This is a genomic window from Evansella sp. AB-P1, from assembly GCF_029688925.1.
GTDB lineage: Bacteria > Bacillota > Bacilli > Bacillales > Salisediminibacteriaceae > Evansella.
On sequence record NZ_JARUKY010000004.1, the window covers coordinates 149,514 to 172,266 of the forward strand.

20 protein-coding genes and 1 other annotated feature are annotated in these 22,753 nt (G+C 34.8%); of the genes, 2 read left to right on the forward strand and 18 right to left on the reverse strand.

What is annotated here, in order from left to right:
- Nucleotides 1–191: 191 nt before the first annotated feature.
- The 12 genes from rplT to QA612_RS05625 all read right to left on the reverse strand — a co-directional run bounded on the left by rplT (nucleotide 192) and on the right by QA612_RS05625 (nucleotide 12,270).
- Entirely contained in the window at nucleotides 192–548 is a 357-nt protein-coding gene (rplT, locus tag QA612_RS05570) for a 50S ribosomal protein L20 (protein WP_278282781.1), read from the reverse strand.
- 84 nt (nucleotides 549–632) lie between these two features.
- Nucleotides 633–821 (reverse strand): 50S ribosomal protein L35, encoded by a 189-nt coding sequence (gene rpmI, locus QA612_RS05575; protein WP_278282782.1) that lies wholly within the window; start codon nucleotides 819–821, stop codon nucleotides 633–635.
- 108 nt (nucleotides 822–929) lie between these two features.
- Entirely contained in the window at nucleotides 930–1,433 is a 504-nt protein-coding gene (gene infC, locus QA612_RS05580; protein WP_278282783.1) for a translation initiation factor IF-3, read from the reverse strand.
- A 90-nt stretch (nucleotides 1,434–1,523) separates the two neighbouring features.
- Nucleotides 1,524–1,645: a sequence feature (ribosomal protein L20 leader region), on the reverse strand.
- Between the two features lie 43 nt (nucleotides 1,646–1,688).
- Entirely contained in the window at nucleotides 1,689–3,644 is a 1,956-nt protein-coding gene (gene thrS / locus QA612_RS05585) for a threonine--tRNA ligase (protein ID WP_278282784.1), read from the reverse strand.
- A 540-nt stretch (nucleotides 3,645–4,184) separates the two neighbouring features.
- Nucleotides 4,185–5,048: a putative sporulation protein YtxC gene (locus QA612_RS05590; RefSeq protein WP_278282785.1), complete on the reverse strand. Its 864-nt coding sequence runs from the start codon at nucleotides 5,046–5,048 to the stop codon at nucleotides 4,185–4,187.
- Nucleotides 5,049–5,326: 278 nt separating this feature from the next.
- A complete protein-coding gene (mqnC, locus tag QA612_RS05595) occupies nucleotides 5,327–6,433 on the reverse strand; it encodes a cyclic dehypoxanthinyl futalosine synthase (RefSeq protein WP_278282786.1) in 1,107 nt (368 codons plus the stop codon).
- 201 nt (nucleotides 6,434–6,634) lie between these two features.
- Nucleotides 6,635–7,570: a primosomal protein DnaI gene (gene dnaI / locus QA612_RS05600; protein ID WP_278282787.1), complete on the reverse strand. Its 936-nt coding sequence runs from the start codon at nucleotides 7,568–7,570 to the stop codon at nucleotides 6,635–6,637.
- A gap of 3 nt (nucleotides 7,571–7,573) precedes the next feature.
- The gene (locus tag QA612_RS05605; protein WP_278282788.1) at nucleotides 7,574–8,989 is read right to left on the reverse strand and encodes a replication initiation and membrane attachment family protein; all 1,416 of its coding nucleotides are present in this window, start codon (nucleotides 8,987–8,989) and stop codon (nucleotides 7,574–7,576) included.
- A gap of 114 nt (nucleotides 8,990–9,103) precedes the next feature.
- Nucleotides 9,104–9,571 carry a transcriptional regulator NrdR gene (gene nrdR, locus QA612_RS05610; RefSeq protein WP_278282789.1) on the reverse strand — a complete coding sequence of 156 codons (468 nt, stop codon included), beginning with the start codon at nucleotides 9,569–9,571 and terminating at the stop codon, nucleotides 9,104–9,106.
- A gap of 35 nt (nucleotides 9,572–9,606) precedes the next feature.
- Entirely contained in the window at nucleotides 9,607–10,014 is a 408-nt protein-coding gene (locus QA612_RS05615) for a DUF1499 domain-containing protein (RefSeq protein ID WP_278282790.1), read from the reverse strand.
- Between the two features lie 726 nt (nucleotides 10,015–10,740).
- A complete protein-coding gene (gene speD, locus QA612_RS05620; RefSeq protein ID WP_278282791.1) occupies nucleotides 10,741–11,121 on the reverse strand; it encodes an adenosylmethionine decarboxylase in 381 nt (126 codons plus the stop codon).
- A 120-nt stretch (nucleotides 11,122–11,241) separates the two neighbouring features.
- Nucleotides 11,242–12,270: a glyceraldehyde-3-phosphate dehydrogenase gene (locus QA612_RS05625; protein WP_278282792.1), complete on the reverse strand. Its 1,029-nt coding sequence runs from the start codon at nucleotides 12,268–12,270 to the stop codon at nucleotides 11,242–11,244.
- 428 nt (nucleotides 12,271–12,698) lie between these two features.
- On the opposite strand from QA612_RS05625, the gene QA612_RS05630 reads away from it, so the two are divergent.
- On the forward strand, nucleotides 12,699–13,247 hold the full coding sequence (locus QA612_RS05630; RefSeq protein ID WP_278282793.1) for a sigma-70 family RNA polymerase sigma factor: 549 nt from the start codon (nucleotides 12,699–12,701) through the stop codon (nucleotides 13,245–13,247).
- Nucleotides 13,235–13,987, forward strand: a complete 753-nt coding sequence (locus tag QA612_RS05635; protein WP_278282794.1) for a hypothetical protein — start codon at nucleotides 13,235–13,237, stop codon at nucleotides 13,985–13,987. The genes QA612_RS05630 and QA612_RS05635 overlap by 13 nt, the downstream gene beginning before the upstream one ends.
- A 317-nt stretch (nucleotides 13,988–14,304) precedes the next feature.
- On the opposite strand, the gene coaE is transcribed toward QA612_RS05635, so the two are convergent.
- From coaE to QA612_RS05665, 6 genes are all read right to left on the reverse strand, one after another.
- Nucleotides 14,305–14,898 (reverse strand): dephospho-CoA kinase, encoded by a 594-nt coding sequence (coaE, locus tag QA612_RS05640; protein WP_278282795.1) that lies wholly within the window; start codon nucleotides 14,896–14,898, stop codon nucleotides 14,305–14,307.
- Nucleotides 14,899–15,092: 194 nt separating this feature from the next.
- On the reverse strand, nucleotides 15,093–15,731 hold the full coding sequence (ytaF, locus tag QA612_RS05645) for a sporulation membrane protein YtaF (protein WP_278282796.1): 639 nt from the start codon (nucleotides 15,729–15,731) through the stop codon (nucleotides 15,093–15,095).
- A 95-nt stretch (nucleotides 15,732–15,826) separates the two neighbouring features.
- Nucleotides 15,827–16,666, reverse strand: a complete 840-nt coding sequence (gene mutM, locus QA612_RS05650) for a DNA-formamidopyrimidine glycosylase (protein ID WP_278282797.1) — start codon at nucleotides 16,664–16,666, stop codon at nucleotides 15,827–15,829.
- Nucleotides 16,667–16,725: 59 nt separating this feature from the next.
- Nucleotides 16,726–19,359: a DNA polymerase I gene (polA, locus tag QA612_RS05655; RefSeq protein ID WP_278282798.1), complete on the reverse strand. Its 2,634-nt coding sequence runs from the start codon at nucleotides 19,357–19,359 to the stop codon at nucleotides 16,726–16,728.
- Between the two features lie 733 nt (nucleotides 19,360–20,092).
- Nucleotides 20,093–21,883 carry a two-component system histidine kinase PnpS gene (pnpS, locus tag QA612_RS05660; RefSeq protein WP_278282799.1) on the reverse strand — a complete coding sequence of 597 codons (1,791 nt, stop codon included), beginning with the start codon at nucleotides 21,881–21,883 and terminating at the stop codon, nucleotides 20,093–20,095.
- Nucleotides 21,876–22,592 (reverse strand): response regulator transcription factor, encoded by a 717-nt coding sequence (locus QA612_RS05665; RefSeq protein ID WP_278282800.1) that lies wholly within the window; start codon nucleotides 22,590–22,592, stop codon nucleotides 21,876–21,878. The genes pnpS and QA612_RS05665 overlap by 8 nt, the downstream gene beginning before the upstream one ends.
- Nucleotides 22,593–22,753: the final 161 nt, after the last annotated feature.

Consider the following 22,753-nt stretch of genomic DNA (forward strand, 5'->3'; position numbering starts at 1 on the left):
ATTCATGTTAAATAAGCTTGTGATCCCAAATTTACTGTAAGACTGTAGTCATGTCAACAGTAAGAAAAGCGCAAGTCGATGGAGCTAGACAACGGTAGAAAAAACTTATAAATTATCTTTATAATACGGTCTAACAAACAAAGGCCACTCTCTTAATGAGAGTGACCTTTAATTGTTAGAAGCATACAAACTTATTTTAATCCTGTTTTTGCTTTTTCTGCTAAGTCAGCAAATGCTTTTTCATCATGAACAGCGATATCAGCAAGCATTTTACGGTTCATTTCAATTCCAGACTGCTTTAATCCGTGCATGAAACGGTTGTATGAAAGTCCGTTGATCCGTGCTGCAGCATTGATTCGTGTAATCCATAATTTACGGAAATCACGCTTCTTTTGTCTACGATCACGGTAAGCATATAGGAATGATTTCATTACCTGCACTTGTGCCGACTTAAATAATCTATGTTTTGAACCTACATAACCTTTTGCAAGTTTTAATACTCTTTTACGACGACGACGTGCAACATAACCGCCTTTTACTCTAGCCATCGTAATCCCTCCTTCAATATCAATTCTAAGTAGTCAACTGTAGACTGAAAATTTCACATGTTTCTATAACATGAAGAAATCTTATTAAATCATATTTCCAATACGTCTTTGGTCACCTTTGCTTACTAAACCGCTTTTACGAAGCTTTCTCTTTTGCTTTTGAGATTTGTTTGCTGCTAAGTGGCTAGTATATGCATGGGAACGCTTCAATTTGCCTGTTCCTGTCTTTTTAAAACGCTTTGCAGCGCCTCTATGAGTTTTCATTTTTGGCATCTTGGGTTTCCTCCCTATCTGCGAATTTCATAATCTTGTGTATTGAAACCTATTATTTAAAGTTGTTGTTGTCTTAAATTTAGAAATAAATCGGTTCAATCAACTTATTTATTTTTCTGCTTTTGGTGAAAGGATGAGGAACATACTTCTACCTTCCATCTTCGGCTTCTGCTCGATCGTAGCGATATCTTCACATTCCTTCGCTAATTTTTCGAGAACAACTTTTCCAATTTGAGAGTGCGTTATTGCACGTCCACGGAATCGAATTGCCGCTTTTACTTTATCACCCTTAGTTAAAAACTTACGTGCATTACGAAGTTTTGTGTTGAAGTCATGTTCTTCGATCGTTGGGCTTAAGCGTACTTCTTTCGTATTAATAATCTTTTGGTTTTTCCGAGCTTCCTTTTCTTTCTTTTGCTGCTCGTAACGAAACTTTCCGTAGTCCATGATCCGACAAACTGGTGGTTTTGCGTTCGGAGCTACCATAACAAGGTCTAGATTGGCATTTTGTGCCATTTCTAATGCTTCCTGCTTCGTTTTTACTCCAATTTGGTCACCGTTAGCACCGACTAAACGTACTTCTCTTGCACGTATTCCGTCGTTAATGATCATCTCCTTACTAATGTTGAGCCACCTCCATAAATTATTGGGGATCAAAGCAAGATGTGATCATAACACCTTTGTAAACCTCTACTGATGTTAGCATAAAAAAAAGTGTGGGTGCATTAATCGCCCACACTTCTACATACGTGTTTATCACTTCATGTTAACCTGCTAACTTTAAGCGTCAATCAGGTGAGAAGCGGGCGCTCCTTCTTGCTTTGTTTCCTATTTTGTTCACTTGAATAATGTATCATATACAAAAAGTTAAGTCAAACTTTTATTTTTTCTAGTTTGAATCTCTTCCGTAATAGATGCAACAAATTCCTCTAATGTAACTGCAGAAGAATCCTTTTCACCGTATTGACGTACATTTACGCTGTTAGATTCAATTTCTTTATCACCGAGAACTAGAATATATGGAATCTTTTGCATTTGAGCTTCACGAATTTTATAGCCTAACTTTTCATCTCGCACATCCACTTTTACTCGTACACCAGCTTGTTTTAATTCATCTTCTACTTTTCTTAAATATTCCATATGAACGTCACTAACTGGAATTGCTTGCACTTGAATTGGAGCAAGCCAGGTTGGGAAAGCTCCTTTATATTCTTCAATTAAGAAAGCAACAAAACGTTCCATTGTAGACACAACTCCACGGTGAATAACAACTGGACGATGCTCCTTTCCATCCTCTCCAACATACGTGAGCTCAAAGCGATTTGGAAGATGGAAATCTAATTGAACAGTAGACAGTGTTTCATCTTTTCCTAAAGCTGTTTTCACTTGAACATCTAGCTTAGGTCCGTAAAATGCTGCTTCCCCATCTGCCTCAATATAGTCAACCTTCATGTCTTCCATTGCTTCTTTAAGCATTGCTTGAGCTTTATCCCACATTTCATCATTATCTACATATTTTTCTTTATCATCAGGGTCACGATAAGATAGACGGAAATAATAGTCGTTAATACCAAAGTCTTTATAAACTGCTTGTATTAATTCAACAACTCGAATAAACTCATCCTTTAACTGATCAGGACGACAAAAGATATGAGCATCATTTAATGTCATGGCACGAACACGCTGTAAACCAGCTAATGCTCCCGACATCTCATGGCGATGCATAAGCCCTAATTCTGCAATACGAACGGGTAAATTCCGATAACTGTGTAATTGATTTTTGTATATCATCATATGGTGTGGACAATTCATTGGTCGAAGAACAAGATCCTCGTTATCCATTCCCATTGCAGGGAACATATCTTCATGATAGTGATCCCAGTGTCCAGAGGTTTTATAAAGCTCAACACTACCTAATACTGGCGTATAAACATGATCGTATCCAAGTCTCTCTTCTAAATCTACGATATACCGTTCGATGGTACGGCGAACAGTAGCCCCTTTAGGAAGCCACAATGGTAAGCCTTGTCCAACCTTTTGATTAATCGTAAAAATACCTAGCTCCTTGCCTAGTTTACGATGATCCCTTTCCTTTGCTTCTTCAAGTAAACGTAAATGCTCATCCAATTGTGATTGCTTTGGAAAAGCAGTACCATAAATCCTTTGCAGCATTTTATTTTTACTATCACCACGCCAGTATGCTCCATTAACTGTCATGAGCTTGAATTTTTTAACTTTACTAGTAGATGGAATGTGTACTCCTCGACATAAGTCGAAAAACTCCCCTTGTTCATAAATGCTGATCGTATCTCCCTCAGGAATATCCTCTAAAAGCTCTAGCTTAAGTTCATCACCAATTTCTTTATATCTATTAACAGCTGTCTCTCGACTAACTTCTACACGACGAATTTCTAAGTTTTCGTCAGCAATTCGTTTCATTTCCTTTTCTATTTTTTCAAGATCCTCTGGTGTAAGGGTATGAGGCATGTCAATATCATAGTAAAAGCCCCCTTCTATCACAGGACCAACCCCAAGTTTTACATCATCAAAAAGTCGTTTTACAGCCTGTGCCATAAGATGGGCAGTACTATGACGCAAAATTTCTAACCCTTCATTTGAATCATATGTAACTATTTCTAGTTCCCCATCTTCTTGAATTGGTTCTCTTAAATCAATTAGTTGTCCATTCACTTTTCCTGCAAGAGCATTCTTTTTTAGTCCAGAGGAGATAGAACTAGCTATTTCTTCTGTTGTTGTTCCTTTAGTAAACTCTTTCTTTGCTCCGTCTGGAAATGTCATTACGATTTGTTCAGCAACTGCCATTTTTCGTTACACTCCTTTTAAATTTATTTCCCTGAAAAAAGCTATTCATAATATAGATCTAGTATTCATTCGTTACAACCTACTACTTCACCGAAAGGATAGTGTCCGTCAATCACACAAAAAACACCCGTCCCTCAAGACAAGGGACGAGTGTAGGACACGTGGTTCCACCCTATTTCCTAAACAGCTATACCTATTAAGCTGTTTTAGCTTCATTTTCTCCATAACGGCGAGTTCCCGTCAATACATAGTAGAGTAGAAACTGACTCTTACTCGTTCTGTACTGAAGTTTAGAGGTGGTAAGTAATTTCACGTACTAGGAAGATTCCAGCCTTGTCTTCCCTCTCTGAAAGTCGTTTGAAGCTACTCATATCCTCATCATCACTGATTCCTTGTTTCCTTATGGATAGTATTATAATAATCAAAAACAAGAAAATCAAGCCTTCATAAGAAAAATATAAATATCAATGCAATTGAATAAATATAAAGGTTATTAAATTGGGCATGTCCTTTTCTTTTCATGTTAATATTTGTTGCTCATTACAAAGGATCAGAAATATCATTCACAACTTCTTCCCTAAGCTCAATTCGTTCCTCAAATATAGTTAATAGTGTCTGTAATAAACCTTCATGATGCTGTTTAGGATAAATAATTAATTTGTCTGGAGCAATACTTACTAGAGGACCAACCACTCTTTCAGATAACGGTAATGGCTCCTCAAAGCACAACTCATGTGTTAGCCATGAACTTATTTGTTCTGCCGTTATACTTTCTCCATTTGAATCTGTAATGATCATTTCATTTTCCATAAATAAATATACTACCTTAACTCTTGGTGGATTAGATTGTAAGAATTGGCGACATGTATTTACCATAATTTGATAATCGTGCTCTAGTTTATGTTCATCAATTGCTTTTTCTACAATCTCTACTACTTTGTTCTTAATCTTCCGTAATCGAAACCGTAAAAATGAATCGAAAGAAAAATGAACAGAATGATGAATAAACTGATCATAGAGATAAAACATTTCCCTCTGTAATTTCAAAAATAAGTCTTTTAATGAAACCTCTGAATTTGAGTGATACATTAGTTCTCTTGCATGTTCAATAATCAATTTAATTTCATCTGGATCCTTATAATAATAGCTTTCTCTTAACCACTCTTCAAACCAAATAGGAAGAATTTCTTTCATCGTCATGTTTGTGAAAATAGATGCTACCTTTTCTCTAATTCCGACCTCATCCCCATTTATGGCAGAAAAATCAATACAAAGGTTGGTGTAATCGCCAAATTGCTCCATCATAATTGCGTCCTTCACACCAACATATGTATCCATTGAGTCTAGCAATTGATTGTAGAAAGCTTTACACAAGGATAAATCTTTAAATTGAATCGTTATCAACGGCAGCCCCTCCCAATCGTGCAATCGAGTTGAGAGTCTTGGGAAGTTTGATTTCTTCTGTCAATTTCAACTCTTTGCATACATCTAATACATATATATGGAGGAGTCGTATAAATATGAATCATCAATAAGAAAAACTTGGCTTACTTCGTTATCAACTGGACGAACGTCAGCACTTTCGTACCTCTTGAAACAACTAAAGGGCGTCTCCAAAGTATTTGGGACACCCTTTAATGTTTCCATTTCCTTTGGAAACAATATCATAATATTATTAAGAATTAATTTTGCATAACAAAATCTTTTTCAGCACTTGCTTCCCCTTCAAATGTACGAAGGATATTATACTTAGTATCTCTCTGCGCCGGAACTTTCCCAGCTTCACGAATTAATTGAAGAATTAAATTTGTATTTACTTTATGAGTGGCACCAGCTGCTGACACAACATTTTCTTCTATCATTGTACTTCCAAAATCGTTACATCCAAAGGATAACGACTTTTTCCCAATCTCAGGTCCCATCGTAACCCAAGAAGACTGGAAGTTAGGAATATTATCAAGAAATATACGAGATATAGCTACATTCTTTAAGTAATCTTCTGGAGTTAGCTTGTCCCCCTTCATGTTCGTGTTATCTGGTTGGAATAACCAAGAAATATATGCTAAGAAGCATTCCGCCTCATCCTGAGCATCACGAACTCGTTGCAAATGCATAGCTCTTTCTTCAAATGTCTCTCCAAACCCAATAACCATCGTTGCTGTTCCATGCATTCCAACTTTTTTAGCAGTTTTCATACAATCGATCCATTCTTCCCATGTACCCTTTAAGCGACTAATTCGCTTTCTCGTACGATTATCAAGGATTTCAGCCCCACCACCTGGAAGTGAATCTAAACCAGCCTCATGTAATTGGCGACACACCTCTTCTAAAGATAATCCAGATACTTCTACCATCTTATAAATTTCTGCAGGTGAAAAGGAATGCATCGTGATATCAAAACGTTTCTTAATTTCTTTTAATAGATTCGTGTAGTAACTAAAAGGAAGGTCTGGGTTCGTACCACCTTGCATTAATATTTCCGTCCCACCGATATCTATCGTCTCTTGTATTTTCTTAAAGATATCTTCATTGTCTAATACATAACCTTCTTCATGTCCTGGAGGACGATAGAATGCACAAAAGCGACAATACGTATCGCAAAAATTTGTGTAATTTACATTACGTCCTATAACAAATGTTGTTACTGGATCTGGGTGCCATTTTTGCATAATTTCGTTTGCAACAGCTCCCATTTTTTCAATTTCATCACTTTCATATAGACGAACAGCATCTTCTACAGAGATACGTTCCCCATTCCTTGCTCGATCAAGGATTTGATCAATACTCATGTTTATCCCCCGTTTCTCGAAACTAAAAAACAGATCTAGTACTATCGTAACATATTAAACTAGTAATTACCTTGTAAAAAACTTTTAATTTCTTTTATTTTGGCTATGTTAAAGGATAGTGTTGATTTTAATAAAAATTAACACTAAAGATTAACAGAACCTTTATTAAAAAAACATAAAATTTATCTTAGGCCTACCACATTATGCACGCTTATTTTCACCATTCATATCAACCACATCATTCAAATGACGAATCCGTTCCATTATTCTTTTAGCCTTTAATTGATCCATCTTTTCTACTCCACTACGCTGCGTATAGGATAGATGATATTCTAATTCATCTAAATCAAAATTAGATGTGAAAAGTGTTGGTAACTGTTCCATCATTCTAAATTGAAGTAAAGCTCCTAAAATATCATCACGTATCCAATTCGACATTGTCTCAGCACCAATGTCATCTAAAATTAACACAGGTGATTCCTTAACTCGATCTAGTTTACTTTGGTAGGAACCATCAGAAATTCCATTTTTTAATTCTCTGAAAAAGTCTGGTGCATATACAACCATTGTTTCTATCTGCTTATTCGCTAACTCGTTTGCTATAGCCCCCATTAAAAACGTTTTACCTACTCCAAAGGGGCCATAGACGTATAAACCTCTTCCATTTTCACCTGGATTAACATTAAAAATAAATTCCATAGCTTTTGCCATGGCCTCCGTGCGAGATGGATCATCTTGAAAAATGTCATCGAAGGTGGCTTCTGTTAATTCTTTCGGAATATATAAGCTTTTAATTAACGAAGCATGTTTATTTCTTTCGTCTACTTTTCTTTTTAATGAACAAATTTGGTATTCTAATTGAAAATCATTTTGATAGATCGTTATTTCAGGTTGGTAACCTTGTATTAAATTTGGACATGCGTCCAAGCCCGGACACTGATCACAATTTTCCCATTGTGACTTATACTGAAACAGTTCATTCATCCCTCTAGTCACCTGATTTTCTGATACTTCTGGGAATGAAGATAAAATGGATTGAATCCGAGGATCCTGAAGTATTTTACTAGTCATCTCTTGAAATCGTTTCTCAAAATTGCCACCAGACATGCCCTTTAGCATATTCCCTACGTTATCCATCCTTTATCCCTCCCCCTTAGATTTCTTTAACATTTCTTTGTATTGTTCAACTTTCTTTTTGGCTTCCATCCATTCGTTATTATTTACACTCTTCTTATTCCAATTTTCATCTGTCATCCATTTTGGTAACGGTTCAGCTTTCACAGACTTGGATTTGGAATATGATTTCCCATTGTTCTTCGGTTCTTGACTTTGCTTTTGACGAACAGATTCATTCTTTTCATACTCTTTTTTAGCAAAGGTCATAGCTTCTTTTACAGTTTTTAATTTAGCACGACTCCAATGACTAGCAATTTTGAAAGCTAAGTTTTTAATTAACTTTTTATCGTGCATGAAAAATAAGTATTCGAGTAAAACATTGACAACACCTGGCTCAAGCTTATAGTCAAACATCATCTGTTCTACAATATCCACATCTCCAGGATACACCTTTGCTCCATCACCCAACTCCTCCATGAATTCTATCGGAGACGTCGTTTCATAATAATGAATTTGCTTTTCTTCCTCTGTCATAGGTTCTTTATTTGAGGTTCTTAATTCTTCTGACTGAACTCTTAATCCAAGTCTAGGTGGCTTATCTACTTCCTTCATACGGTAGCGTAACTTCACTTGTTTTCTTAGTTCCATTAAATCCAATTCATCCATATGAAGGAAAGAATCTTGTATAACCTTACTCATTTCATTTGCATCTATCTTATATAAAAACGCTAACTTCCTGATTAGCTGTTCATTTTTTTTCAAGGTCAATTGCTGTTTAGGTACAAAGGGAGGTAAAAAAGCTAGCATAGCTTCGTAATTAAAATCTAAGCCCATAAGACCATAGTTTTCTCCGTGGGAAGGTCTTCCCTCTAATGTTTCAGAAAATGTAAGTGCATCAATCACTTCAGGATGATTGCTACTCATTTCTGATGGGTGTAAGGATGTAAATACTTGATCAAAAGATCGTGTAATGTTTTCATATTCTCCTTCTTCTTCCAACCGATCAATGCGAAAAGAATTTCGCAGTTTAATATACTGTTCTTTGCTTCCAATTCGGTTATACAAAAAAACACTTAACATATCATCTTTAAAAAAGTTTTCAGGTGACATTGGTGCTTTAATTGAATAATAATGAATAAATTCATCTCCAACCTTTTGCCGGTACACCTTTATTAAACCAATTGCTTCAAGCTTTTTTCTTTCTTGAAAAATTTCATCTAAATTCTTACCTGTATAAATCATTAATGCTTTATGGGCTTGCTCAACTTTTTTGCCATCATTCCTACAAACTTCACTTACTAACGTCATATATAAACTATATGCTAATGCTCCAATAAGAGGTTGATATAATAACGTTACCGTGTCTCTATCTGTTTCATGTAGCCTGTCATCCATGTAGGCAATATATTTATCGGAGGGCAAAACTTCTTTCCAATGCAATACATATCACCTTTTCTTTCTAAGTTTAATATTACTTTAACTCATCAATGGACAGTATAAATAGTCCAGAACAGTGAAAAAAAGGAGCGTTTTTTCGCTCCATATGTTGTAGTATTATTTTTTCTTATTTTCACGATCTAATAATTCCTTTAATTCATCGACGAATACATTAATATCTTTAAACTGGCGGTAAACGGAAGCAAACCGAACATAAGCTACATCATCTAACATGGCTAAATGCTCCATTACCAACTCTCCAATATCATTACTTAACACTTCTGCTGTACCTTGATTTCGAATTTGCTTTTCAACATCTTCTACTATCTTTTCTAGTTTTTCCAAAGGGACTGGCCTTTTTTCACAAGCGCGAATAATGCCACGAAGTACTTTTTCACGACTAAATTCTTCACGATTTCCGTCTTTTTTCACTACAATTAACGGGGTTTTTTCAACACGTTCAAAAGTAGTAAAGCGATAGCTACATTGTTCACATTCACGTCTTCGTCGAATAGAACGGCCTTCATCACTTGGCCTAGAGTCTAAAACTTTCGTACCATTATGCTGACAGCTTGGACATAACATGACCGATCATCTCCATTGTTCGTCTATGAATTGTACTAATTCATTAATTCATTGCCTAAGCCTGTTCCTACAAGCTCAAATTTTTTGTTTAAATCTTCGTACAAGAAGTAAATTAACTTTCTACTTGCACCAAAATCTGTTATTATTCCTGTTTCTGAAGTAACAGAGAAATCAACTGCTGTTCTAAATGGTTTAACCATTATAACAGTAATAACCATAATTGCTCGTTTTCCTTTGTTAATTTCAACCACTAGCTCACCATGATTTTCCGCATAGGATTTAATTTCAAAGCCCTTTTGATTATTAATTATCTCTTCTAATTCTTTAACTAATCTGTCTTTCGTTGTTTTGTAATAATGTGTTCTAAGTTTTTCGTCTACATGATCTTCTTTGGTTTCTGCTCGTTTACTAAAGATCTTTTTTAATGTATATAAAAATCCCATATTTTTACCCACCTCACCAATACTAAGAATAGCAAGAAACTGTCGGTTATTCAATTCATATCTTATGGAAATTTGTCAGTTTTCGTAAATATATATAATAATAAGTGCGTGTTCAAAAAGGAGGACAAAAATAGCCGAGTCGGCTAAAGTCACAACGTCCTGTTGCAACGCCGACACTAGCACGTCCTGTGCGTCGAAAGATCAAGGCGGCGCAACTTTGAGGACCTTAGCGTATTCTATTAATACGTGAGGAACGGAAAAGCAAGCCAACGCAGAGATTCGACAGATATTTTTCCCGGACTTTTTTGAACATCCTCTATAAGTATAATACTGTTTTGCTTCATAGGTCTATCTTTCTTTTTCAGGACCAATGTGTCGTTTTCGTTGTAATTGCGCCGATTCTTTGTTTAATCGCGCCAGTTCATGCACTATTCGCGCCGATTCTTGCCATAATCTCGCCAACTCTCACCTTAATTGCGCCATGCCCATAACTTTGACACAATTAATTGCATCCAATAAATAAGAAAAGCGCAGGGCGGCCTAACTTAACCTAAGAACGCCCACAGGACGTGGGCGTTCTTAGGTTAAATCATCGACATCCAGTCTCCTAGACAACTTTCAAAGTGAAAATTTTATAAATTACCTTTGAACAACCTCCCTTGCCGTGGACTACTATTTATTAAAAAAAAAGAAGGTGGAACAATCACCTTCTTAAAATTAATTCATTTACATATTAAGTGTTGTTTTTTCCAAAAAATTTATTTGCCCCTTGCCTCTTGGAATCTCCGCTACTTCAGAGGATTTAGCACTAAGCTCATTCGATATATAATTTGCTGCAATATTAGGATCTAAGTTCCCACAAGTATACACATCAATACTAGCATATCCGTGCTCCGGAAAGCTGTGAATCGTTAAATGGGATTCACTAATAATAACTACTCCACTTACACCTTGAGGAGCAAATTTATGAAATACCACCTCTCTTACTTCTGCACCTGCTTCAAGGGCAGCATCAACAAATAACCTTTCAATAAACTCCCTATCATTAAGTTTATTACTGTTACACTCCCATAACTCAGCAATAACATGACGTCCAAAGGTATTCACATTAACTCCTCCTTATCACATGATTTCTTGCTTTTATTCAGGAAAGAATGAAACTTATATGGACTATTTCATAAGAGGAGGAATACCTTTATGGTTTGTAATTGCTTCTTTTCCTATTCCCTAGGAGGCATTTATTTGGAGATCAAATTTTAGTTTTTCAGCAATATGTTGTACTAAATTAACGACTCTGCATGAGTAACCCCATTCATTATCATACCAAGCTAACACCTTCACTTGCCGTTCGTTTATCACCAATGTAGATAACCCATCAATGATGGCTGAATGCTCATTTCCATTGAAGTCTGAAGACACAAGAGGCGAATCAGTATAATCAATTATTCCACGCATGCTTTTTTCCGATGCTATTTGAAAAACGTTATTAATCAAATCTTTATTCACTTTTTGATTAACTTCAACATTTAGATCTACTAGTGAAACATTTGGGGTAGGAACACGAAGTGCTAGGCCATTTAATTTCCCTTCTAGCTCTGGTAAAACTTTTGATATAGCTTTTGCTGCACCAGTACTTGTTGGAATAATTGATTGACCACATGCGCGAGCCCGCCTTAAATCTTGATGAGGGTTATCAATGTTTTTTTGATCATTTGTATAAGAATGGACAGTTGTCATTAATCCATAATTAATGTGAAAGAATTCGTTTAGTACTTTTGCAATTGGTGCTAAACAGTTTGTTGTACAAGAGGCGTTTGAGATAATATGATGTTGTTTTGAATTATATTTGTCTTCATTTACACCATACACTATAGTTGCATCTTCCCCTTTACCTGGGGCTGTTATCACTACTTTTTTTGCTCCAGCTTCTAAATGTAAGGAAGCTCCTTCTCTTGTCTTAAATTTCCCAGTAGCTTCAACGACGATATCGATACCCTCCTCTTCCCAAGGAAGCTTTAGTGGGTCTCTTGATTGGAACAGCTTTATCTCATTCCCATTCACTAATAAGTTATTATTAAATACCTTAACATCACCTCTAAATGGTCCATGGATGGTATCATATTTAATTAAGTGACATAACGTCTCTGCAGGATAGCAAGCATTAACTGCAGTTATTTGCAAGGCAGGATTACTTAAAGCTTTTCTAAAAACCAAACGTCCAATCCTTCCAAAACCATTAATCGCTATTCTCGCCACACAATATTCCTCCTAAATTTTATTTAAGTTATACTAATTAAATAACACAGTTATATAGTATAACATATTATGCTAATTTAAAAGATAAAGTGTTATTTTATAGAGCTAATTTTCAAATGTAAAGAAACAAGTAAACAGAAAAATAACAATTAAAAATCTATCGTTTTTTCTTAATGATTAGCTTCAGAAGTGAAAAAAGCCATCGGGACTTCTGAGTAAATTCACTAGGGTTTAAGAATCAGATGCGTTAATGAAGTAGTAAGTATATTAAATAACCTAATCAGCTTTAATTGATGTGGAAATTCATCTTAGTAATAAAAAACAACATTAAAAATTAACAAAGTCAACAATTCTTTTTATTTAATAATTTGATGAAATGGGAACCGGAAGTTCATGGGAGTCGTCAAATTTGTGAAAGGGGGAAACAGATGCAGCTAAAAAATAGGAAAATTTGTGAAAAAGAGAAAGTACTCCAAATTGAAAGTTTACTTGGCCAATATGGAACAGAGCTGAAACGGCTTTCTTTTTTGTATGTAAAAGATCATACGTTAGCAGAAGATGTACTCCAAGAAGTATTTATTGCCTGTTATCAAAACTTGGCTTCTTTTCGAGAAGAGAGTAGCTATAAAACCTGGCTTATTAGGATTACTATTAATAAATGCAAAGATATACTAAAGAAATGGAGCTTTCGGCATATTTTTACCAGACCAATTATGGAAGGGGAATTAACCAGTAACAATACCCCTGAAAATCAATCTGTTCAGAAAATGGAAAAAGATATTTTAGCAAAGTCAATTCTACAGTTACCTTTAAAATTTAGAGAAGTAATCATTCTATTCTATTATGAAGAGTTAAGCGTTGAAGAAATAAGTTCCATCCTTCAAATAAATAAAAACACAGTTAAATCAAGGCTAAAGAGGTCAAGGGAGAAATTAAAAATGCTTTTACAAGGGTGGGAAGAGGAATGGAGGAGCTAAAAAATTTAAGGAAAACATTAAATCAGTCTTTGTTAAAAGATATTGAGGTTACTAACCGTGAGAAACATCGAATTGTAAAAAATCTAAAAAATAGAACAGTTAGTAGAAAATATTCCAAACTCAAATACGGAGGGGCTCTTGTTGCAACAGCATTTATTTTTTTGATATTGACCATTTCTTTTCTTCCAACAGAAGAATTACAGCCATTATCTCTAATCCAGGAAGAGTTTACTTATGATCCCTTTGTAATGCCTGATGGTTGGGATATTGTAACTGTTCAGGAAGAATTAAAATTGATAAAGCATGATCTATATAACCCAGAGAATAATGAGTTCGACGAAATTCCTTTAGCGTATATTTTAGAATTCGGCAAAAAAACGGAAGACAACCTTTTTTCAGCGAAAGAGTACAGAGAACTGTTGGAAAAGCAAAATGAAGACACATATGTTTGGGGATCAAAAATAAAATATAGCCATTCTTATATAGGAGAAAAATATGGGAGTTTAGCAATAAACCGTCTTGAATATCAAGGTCCTCTAAAAGAAACAGACATTCCAGATATGGAGGTAATGGAGTTTAATGGTATAAAAGTTTATATTGGCAATTTCATTGGAAATGAAGTTTACTTATGGGAAAAAGATAACCGATTCTATAGCTTGTACTTGCAGCCTGCAGTATTTAAGAGAACTGATGTGGACTTAATCGAAATTTTATCAGGTTTTATTAGTGAGTTACCCTAAAATATAGTATATTTTTCTCACATATCCCTTTAAATAAAAAACCAAAGATGTCAATTTATTGAGGATGCTTTAGCTTTAGGGGGAACAAGCTATAAATTCCCTTGTGTCACTATCCGGCTTAGTTTAACTAACAAATAGGATATTTAAAAGCACGAAGTATGTTCTTCGTGCTTTTTACGATTTATAATGTGTTTTTAGTTGTGATAGTTGTGCGTATACCTATCAGATTCGTCAGCATTTTACAGTTTTGCAGCTCAAGTAAACCTATTAGTTTTCTCTCTAAGTTTTACTTATGGTATTTTGTTTCTGTGATGCTATTAATTTATATGCCACTTTTTCAATATTTCTTCTAGTTGTGTTTCAGTTTCCTCTAGCGAACCTTCATTATTTATTATTTCATGGGCAAATCTCTTCTTTTCTTCCATTGACATTTGAGCATTAATTCTTTCCATTGCTTCTTCTATATTAGATTGATCACGTTCCATTAGCCGCTTTAATTGGGTCTCTTCTCCAACATATACCAATAATATCTTATCAACCATATAAGTTAAATTACTCTCTATTAGTAGTGGGATATCCATAATTACGGTTTCATATCCCTTATCTATGTATTCATTAACCTCTAGTTTCATCTTAGCTCTAACAGCAGGATGAACAATATTATTTAATTTCTTTCTTTTTTCATTATCTTTAAATATGATAGAACCTAGTTTTTTTCTGTTAATATGTAGATCCTCTTGAACGATGTCATCTCCAAAAACTGAAACAAGCTTTTTATAGGCTACTTCTCCAGGTTCAACTACTTGACGTGCAATAATATCAGCATCGACAATAGGATATCCCCTTTTTTTTAACATAGAAGATACAGTGGACTTTCCGCTGGCAATCCCTCCAGTTAATCCAATAATCACTTTATTACCTCCTTTTTGCTTAGGTCTACCCTGAAAATAGCTGTTATCAAAATTAATAGTATTAGCAAATAAAGGTCAGGTTAATCATTTTCATCCCCCATGGTGCAAATATCCACTTGCATGGGCGGTCTACCCTGAAAATAATTTATGTACAATCAATGCTCGTCTAATCAATCGCTAGATGAAGGTGTGGACTAAAGTTGCCACACCCCAATAAGAATTAGTAATAAGCCTGGTACAAATGAAAAACGTTTCACCCATTTTGCATCAGAAAAAAACCAACCACTTTTCATCCCAAGAGTTACAAATATTCCGCACATTATTCCAGTGCTAATTGCCATAACCCAAGGTGAAAATCCAATTAATGCTGCTCCTATACCTGCTCCAAATGCATCTAATGACAATGCCAATCCTAGTAGGAAAGCCTCTTTCCCAGTTATTGCACCTGAATTATCTAAGTCAGCAAACATTGGCTTTCTTAAAACTTTAATGACAATACCAAGTTTCTTTAATTCTAAGTTTACGATAGTTTCTCGTTCTTTTTTGGATTTCCTTTCAGTCTTTGCAGGTCGATAAAGTTGATAAATAGCCCACAAACCAATACATATTAATATGATTCCGCCTATTGATTCAGCTAAACTAGGTGAAATGAATTGTTGAATCATTCCACCAATCCCCATTGCTAGGAGGATAGAAATTGCTGAGCAGCTTGCGATAAACAAAAGAGATAAAAGCGGAAGCCTCATTTTTCGTAAGCCATATGTTAAGCCTACTCCAAAACTATCCAAACTAACTGCAAATGCGAGAAGTAGGAGTGATAACAATTCCGTCATCGGCAAGATCTCCTTCCCAACCTTGATAAGATAGTATATGGAAGAAGCCTTTCCAATGTACGTGAATTATTTATGAAAAGCCCAACAATTTCTTGCTAATTACTTAAATTAATTTTTTGACAAGAGGGACAAGTATGTGTACCTCTTCCTCCTACTACAGATCGAATAATTTCTTCTCCACAATATTTACATTCCTGTCCTTGGCGACCATACACGAATAACGTTTGCTGAAACATTCCCATTTCTCCTTGTCCATTAACGTATGTTTTAATTGATGAACCACCTAAATTCACTGCTTCAGTCAACGTTTCAACAATGCTTTTATGGAGACGCTTGATTTCATTAAACTTTAAGTTATCACATTCTCGTTCAGGGTGAAGTCTAGCTCTGAATAAGGCTTCATCAACATATATGTTACCAAGCCCAACAATTAAAGATTGATCCAATAAAGCAGGTTTTATTTTTCGTGAAGTTTTTTGTAAGACAGTCTTTAATCGTTGGACCGTAAAATTTTCTGAAAAAGGTTCCACACCAAGGTTACTCAATGGAGGTTGTCCTTCCTCTTCCCCCTTTGAGAAGAGATGCATAGTACCAAATTTTCTTACATCTCGATACCTTAATTCTTTGCCACTTTCTAAAAGAAAACGAACGTGTGTATGTTTATCAGGAGCTTCCTCTGATAAAAATAATCCGTATCTCCCTTCCATCCTTAAATGCGATACAAGTGTAAAATTATCTAGTTGGAATAAAAGAAATTTCCCCCTCCTATTTATGTTATGAAAGGTTTGCCCTATTAATTGAAGTTTGAACTGTTCCACATCATCTGGACGTTTTATCATTTTTGGCCATGTAACAATCACATTTTTTATTCGTTCATTTAATATTACCGATTTTAATGTTCGTTTTACCGTTTCAACCTCTGGTAATTCAGGCATATCATTTACCACCTACTAACTATTTCTTGTTGATCATTCGTGCTTTCGTGCTTTATCATTTATTTTGCATCGTACCACGTACTTCCGTAAGAGAAGTCAACCTTTAGCGGAACATTTAACTCAACTGCATTTTCCATTATTTTTGGGACAAGCTTTTTCATTACCTCCAACTCCTCTTCTACAACTTCAAATACTAATTCATCATGAACCTGTAGAAGTAAACGAGATTGAAGATTATTGTTTTCCATTTCCTCTGCCATTTGAACCATCGCTTTTTTTATAATATCTGCGGCACTTCCTTGGATAGGTGTATTCATAGCTGTACGTTCTGCAAAGCTCCTTAAATTAAAATTACGACTTGTAATCTCAGGAAGATATCTTCTTCGCTGGAGCATGGTTGTAACATAACCTGCTTCCCTCGCCTCATCAACGATGGACTCCATATAATCTTTTACTCCTGGGTAGCTTTCAAAGTATCGTTCAATAAACTTCTTTGCTTCCTTACGAGTAATTCCAAGGTTTTGTGATAATCCAAAATCACTAATTCCATAAACAATTCCGAAGTTAACGGCTTTTGCAGTCCGACGCATCTGGCTTGTAACATCATCTTCTGCAACATGAAAAACATCCATTGCTGTCTTTGTATGAATGTCCATATCTTCTTTAAATGCTTTAATTAATTCTTCATCTTTTGAAATGTGTGCTAATACCCGTAATTCAATTTGTGAATAGTCCGCGGCAAAAATGACTGCATTTTTACTTTCTGGTATAAAAGCGTGACGAATTTTTCGACCTTCCTCTAGACGAATAGGAATATTTTGTAGATTTGGCTCTGTAGAGCTTAATCTACCTGTTTGCGTTAATGCTTGATTAAAAATCGTATGGATTTTCTCGGTATTTGGATGAATAACTTTTAATAATCCTTCTATATATGTGGACTTTAGTTTTCCTAACTGTCGATAATGCAGTATTTTATCTATAATTTCATGTTTATCTTGTAGTTTTTCTAAAATATCTGCTGATGTTGAATACCCCGTCTTCGTCTTTTTAATTACAGGTAAGTTAAGTTTCTCAAATAATATTTCTCCTAGCTGTTTTGGAGAATTTATATTAAAATCTGTACCTGCTAGATCATGGATTTTTTTCTCTGTTAATTGTAGCTTTTCAGAAAGAACTTCACCCATTTCCTTTAATTCCTGCTTATCTACAGACACACCATTTCTTTCCATCCTACCTAGGACAATGGATAACGGCATTTCTAATTCTTCAAAGAGTTTATACTGGTTATTTATTTCTAATTTTTTTTCAAGGTCATTTTTTAGTTCATGGATTGCAATCGCTTTTCGGATTAGATGTTGTGCTAAAATTTTTTCCTCGGGAATTTTACGTTTTTTCCCTTTCCCATACACATTCTCATCCGTTTGAACAGATATACCCTTCTTACCTTTTGCAATGTCAGCAATTTCATGGAAATTTGACGATGGATCAATAAGATAAGAAGCAATTTGACTATCAAAGGTAACTCCGTTTAACTCAACACCTTGCCATGCTAAAGCTACAACATTTCGCTTAGCACCAAAGAGCCATTTTTCCTTTGTATTATCCTCTGCCCACGCTTTAAAAACCTTGCTATCCTTTGCTACCCCAGTTGGTATAAAGTAATAACCACTAGAATTAACGATAGCTAATCCAAGAATGTCGCCTAAGTGATAATTCTCATCAAGGACCTCCACAACTACAGAAGAGGGGTTTTGGAGCATACCTTCTTCAACATTTTCAACAATGGAAATGTCTAGTTCCTCGAGCTCTTCCTGCATTTCCTCCTCATTTTCTGGAGAAATTCGTTCAATAAGTGAGGAAAATTCTAATTCCTTAAACAAACTTAGTAGGGAATTATAATTAGGGTCTTGAAGCTTCATTTCATCAAAGCTAATATCAACTGGTGCATTTAATTCGATAGTTGCAAGCTGTTTACTCATAAATGCTGAGTCTTTATTATCTTCTAATTTTTCTTTTAATTTTTTCCCTGATACTTTATCAATGGATTCATATACACCTTCAATTGTTTCGAATTCTTTTAACAGTTTCAGGGCTGTTTTTTCTCCAACACCTGGAACACCTGGAATATTATCAGAGCTATCCCCCATTAAGCCTTTCATATCAATGATTTGTTTGGGAGTAATACCGTATTTCTCATCCACAAAAGCTAAATCATAAGTATCAACATTAGTAATACCTTTCCGACTAAGTGCTACGTGAACCTGATCTGATACAAGCTGAAGTAAGTCCTTATCACCACTAAAAATTTTTACTTCCCAATCATCATCCTTAGAAGCTTCTGAAGATAATGTTCCTATTATATCATCAGCTTCATAATTTTCTACTTCGAAATAAGCAATGTTAAAGGCTTTAAGTAGATCACGCATGACTGGTAGCTGCTCCGATAACTCAGGAGGCGTTTTTTCTCTTTTCCCTTTATATTCTTTAAAAGTTTTATGTCGAAATGTTGTTTTACCTGCATCAAAGGCAACAAGCATATGTGACGGTTTTTCTTCTTCTAAAATTTTTAAGAGCATTGTTGTAAATCCGTAAACTGCATTCGTATATATTCCTTTCTCATTATTCAGAAGGGGTAAGGCAAAAAAAGCTCGGTAAGCAATGCTGTTACCATCAACTAAAACAAGTTTATTCATAAATAAACACCTCATTTTTATTTTTCTATCTTAGTATGTATTAAATCAATCTCTTCCTTGCCTATTTTATCATGAATATGCCTTCCTACAAACGAAAGGAGTAGTCTTATTAAATAAAACAAATATTCAATTAGTCACATCTTTCACTCCTGAGCCGTTTCTATTCTCAAGGTAGACCTCGATTCCTTCACTACTGAACCGTTTCTATTTTCAGGGTAGACCGCCCATGCAAGTAAATATTTGCACCATGGGGGATGAAAATGTTCTTTCTAAAGTATACTACCTTCCCGCAATTCTAATCTCATACCGTTTGCGGGAAGAATATCAGCTTCATTCATCCCGCATTTGCTTTTTTCACTGCTTTCCGGGCTTCTAGAACGTTTCTTGGATACCGCATTTGTGTTTTTCATTGCTTTCCGGGCTTCTAGAACGCTTCTTGAATACCGCATTTGTGTTTTTCATTGCTTTCCGGGCTTCTAGAACGCTTCTTGAGTACCGCTTTTGTATTTTTCATTGCTTTCCGGGCTTCTAGAACGCTTCATGGATACCGCATTTGTATTTTTCATTGCTTTCCGGGCTTCTAGAACGCTTCTAATTTTCAGGGCAGATATAAAAAAGAACAAAGGCTCAGGGCGGCCTTTGTTCTACATAAGGGGATGTAACTTGTTTACATCCTAACTATAACGAACGATTATTAATATTTTGTAAAGAAATGGTGATTTATTTGCAAAACTTAAAAACCGTTCTCATTATTTTCTGTTATTACCCTTGAAAAAACTAATCTAAAAGTCGTTCCTTTTCCAACTTCACTTTCAACAGACATGGTAGCTTTATGAGCTTCTGCCAAATGCTTCACAATAGCTAAACCTAACCCTGTTCCCCCTGAGTTCCTACTTCTTGCTCTATCAACTCTATAAAAACGTTCAAATATTCTAGGAATTTCTTTTTTACTAATGCCAATTCCAGTATCTTTCACTTCCAAAACTACCGTTTTATTATGTTCCTTTACAATAACAGAAACGTCCCCACCATTAGGTGTATACATAATTCCGTTATTAATTAGATTAATTAAAATTTGCTTTATTCTATTAGCGTCACCACTAATGATACCGTTCCCTTCAACTCTTTTTGATAACGTAATCTCTTTCAATTCAGCTTTCTCTTCCAAGATCATAAACACTTCATCTATTATAGCTTCAACATTTACATCTTGGATAGTTAAATAAAATTGGGAACCTTCAATTCTAGAAAGATCTAACAAATCATTAATTAACGATTCTAAACGTTCCGATTCATTTGCAATTATAGTTAAGAAACGTTTCCTTAATTCTGGATCTTCCATTGCACCTGATAACAACGTTTCCGTAAATCCTTTTAATGAGGTAACAGGAGTTTTTAATTCATGAGAAACATTAGCAACAAAATCCTTCCGTGCTTGTTCTAGCTTTTTTAACTCCGTTATATCATGAAAAACTAAAACAACTCCCTTTAATTGTAAGTCATTCCCAATAATAGGGGCACCATGTACATCAAAATGGCGAATCTCAATCTTTATCGGGAGGGAAAGGTGCTGTCTTTTTCTTTTTTCCGTTAATAATATTTCTTGAATAAGCTTTATTACATCTTTATGGTTAATTACTTCATAATAAAGTTGATTCAACCAAGCGTCAGTATTTTCTTGAAAAATATCTTTGCACGAACGATTTACTAAAGTAATATCCCCTTTAGCATTTATGAGAATGAGTCCACTTCCCATATTCTCTATTAACGTTTCAAGTCTTTCCTTTTGAATTTCATAAGTATTCGTGATTTCTTGTAAATTTTCAGCTAATACATTTAATGAACGATTTAATTGACCCGTTTCATTATGAGATACTTCAAACGTTCTTGCTGAGAAGTTCCCTCTTGCTAATTGATTTGCTACTAGCCGGGCATCCTCGATCGGTGCTACCATCTGATTAGTAACCTTCGTTGCTAAAAATACAATAACTAAAAAGGCAATAAAGAAACTAACAAAAATGACAGTCCAAATATTTTGATGAATTATACTTATTTGATCAACTGGCATACCAATCCGTAAATAAGCTTGTAATCCTGTCGTCTCCTGATTAAATGGAATAGCGTAGTATAGAAGTTCTCTATTAACAGAATGACTATAACGGATCTCTTGACCTATTCCTTCTTGAATAAGTTGTTTAATCTCTGGACGATTGAGGTGATTTTCCATCGTACTTATATTTGCATCTGTTTCAGCAATAACCGTTCCATCAAGATCAATGATTGTTATCCTGATATCCAGTTTATTAGCTATTTCCTTTATTTTATTTTGTATTATAGAATGATTCTCAAAATCAGCTTCTTCAAGTGTAAGAGCTACTAGCTCTGTTTCTTTTGTTACTCGATCATACATTCGATCGAAGTAAAATTCTTTAAATAATGATCCTAGTACAACCCCTAAGCTAGCTAAAACAAGTAAAATAATAATTGCTAATGGAAAAATAAGACGAGATTTATAACTACTCATTTTTATTTGGTATCTCCATTTTATAGCCTAATCCTCTAATTGTTTTTATATATACAGGCTTTTTTGTATTAGGTTCAATTTTATCTCTTAAATGACTCACATGAACATCAACAATCCTAGTATCACCAACGAATTCATAATTCCAAACAGCATTTAATAATTGATCTCTAGTTAATACTCTTCCTTTATGATTAGCCAAATACAATAAAAGTTCAAATTCCTTCGGAGTAAGTTCTAGTTGGCTACCATTCAAAAAAACCTCATAATTTTCAGGAAAAATTTCAACATCACCAATGACAATTTTATTTGACAGAGTGCTGGACTCTACTGGCTTTTCTGTTGTTTGTGTTCTTCTTAATATTGCCCTTACACGAGCTACAACTTCTCGAGGGCTAAATGGTTTGGTTAAATAATCATCTGCACCTAATTCTAAGCCTAACACTTTATCAAACTCATCATCCTTCGCAGTTAACATTAGGATTGGTGTTAAGACTTTGTTTTGTCTTAACTGTTTACATACCTCTAAGCCATCCATTTCTGGAAGCATTAAATCAAGTATAATTAAATCATAATAATTGGAACAAGCTTTTTCTAAGGCAGTTTTTCCATCCATGGCTGTTGTCACATGGAAACCACCCTGCTCTAAATTAAACTGTAATAAAGTTAAAATCGATTCTTCATCATCTACAATCAATAACCTTTGCGACATTGTATTTCCTCCTAATATACTTAGATTCCCTGAAAACCTAAGCAAAATAGAGTTTATAAACAATTCCCCTATGTATATCTCATTTATTTTATCTTACTATATTTTAATAGAATCACAAATATTATTTTTAATATACATAACCTTTTGTTCTGAACCGGCTT

Coding starts and splice junctions, on each gene's coding strand:
- rplT (WP_278282781.1), bottom strand. CDS start 548: ATGGCTAGAGTAAAAGGCGGTTATGTTGCACGTCGTCGTCGTAAAAGA.
- rpmI (WP_278282782.1), bottom strand. CDS start 821: ATGCCAAAAATGAAAACTCATAGAGGCGCTGCAAAGCGTTTTAAAAAG.
- infC (WP_278282783.1), bottom strand. CDS start 1,433: ATGATCATTAACGACGGAATACGTGCAAGAGAAGTACGTTTAGTCGGT.
- thrS (WP_278282784.1), bottom strand. CDS start 3,644: ATGGCAGTTGCTGAACAAATCGTAATGACATTTCCAGACGGAGCAAAG.
- mqnC (WP_278282786.1), bottom strand. CDS start 6,433: ATGAGTATTGATCAAATCCTTGATCGAGCAAGGAATGGGGAACGTATC.
- dnaI (WP_278282787.1), bottom strand. CDS start 7,570: ATGGATAACGTAGGGAATATGCTAAAGGGCATGTCTGGTGGCAATTTT.
- nrdR (WP_278282789.1), bottom strand. CDS start 9,571: ATGTTATGTCCAAGCTGTCAGCATAATGGTACGAAAGTTTTAGACTCT.
- QA612_RS05615 (WP_278282790.1), bottom strand. CDS start 10,014: ATGGGATTTTTATATACATTAAAAAAGATCTTTAGTAAACGAGCAGAA.
- QA612_RS05630 (WP_278282793.1), top strand. CDS start 12,699: ATGCAGCTAAAAAATAGGAAAATTTGTGAAAAAGAGAAAGTACTCCAA.
- QA612_RS05635 (WP_278282794.1), top strand. CDS start 13,235: ATGGAGGAGCTAAAAAATTTAAGGAAAACATTAAATCAGTCTTTGTTA.
- ytaF (WP_278282796.1), bottom strand. CDS start 15,731: ATGACGGAATTGTTATCACTCCTACTTCTCGCATTTGCAGTTAGTTTG.
- mutM (WP_278282797.1), bottom strand. CDS start 16,666: ATGCCTGAATTACCAGAGGTTGAAACGGTAAAACGAACATTAAAATCG.
- polA (WP_278282798.1), bottom strand. CDS start 19,359: ATGAATAAACTTGTTTTAGTTGATGGTAACAGCATTGCTTACCGAGCT.
- pnpS (WP_278282799.1), bottom strand. CDS start 21,883: ATGAGTAGTTATAAATCTCGTCTTATTTTTCCATTAGCAATTATTATT.
- QA612_RS05665 (WP_278282800.1), bottom strand. CDS start 22,592: ATGTCGCAAAGGTTATTGATTGTAGATGATGAAGAATCGATTTTAACT.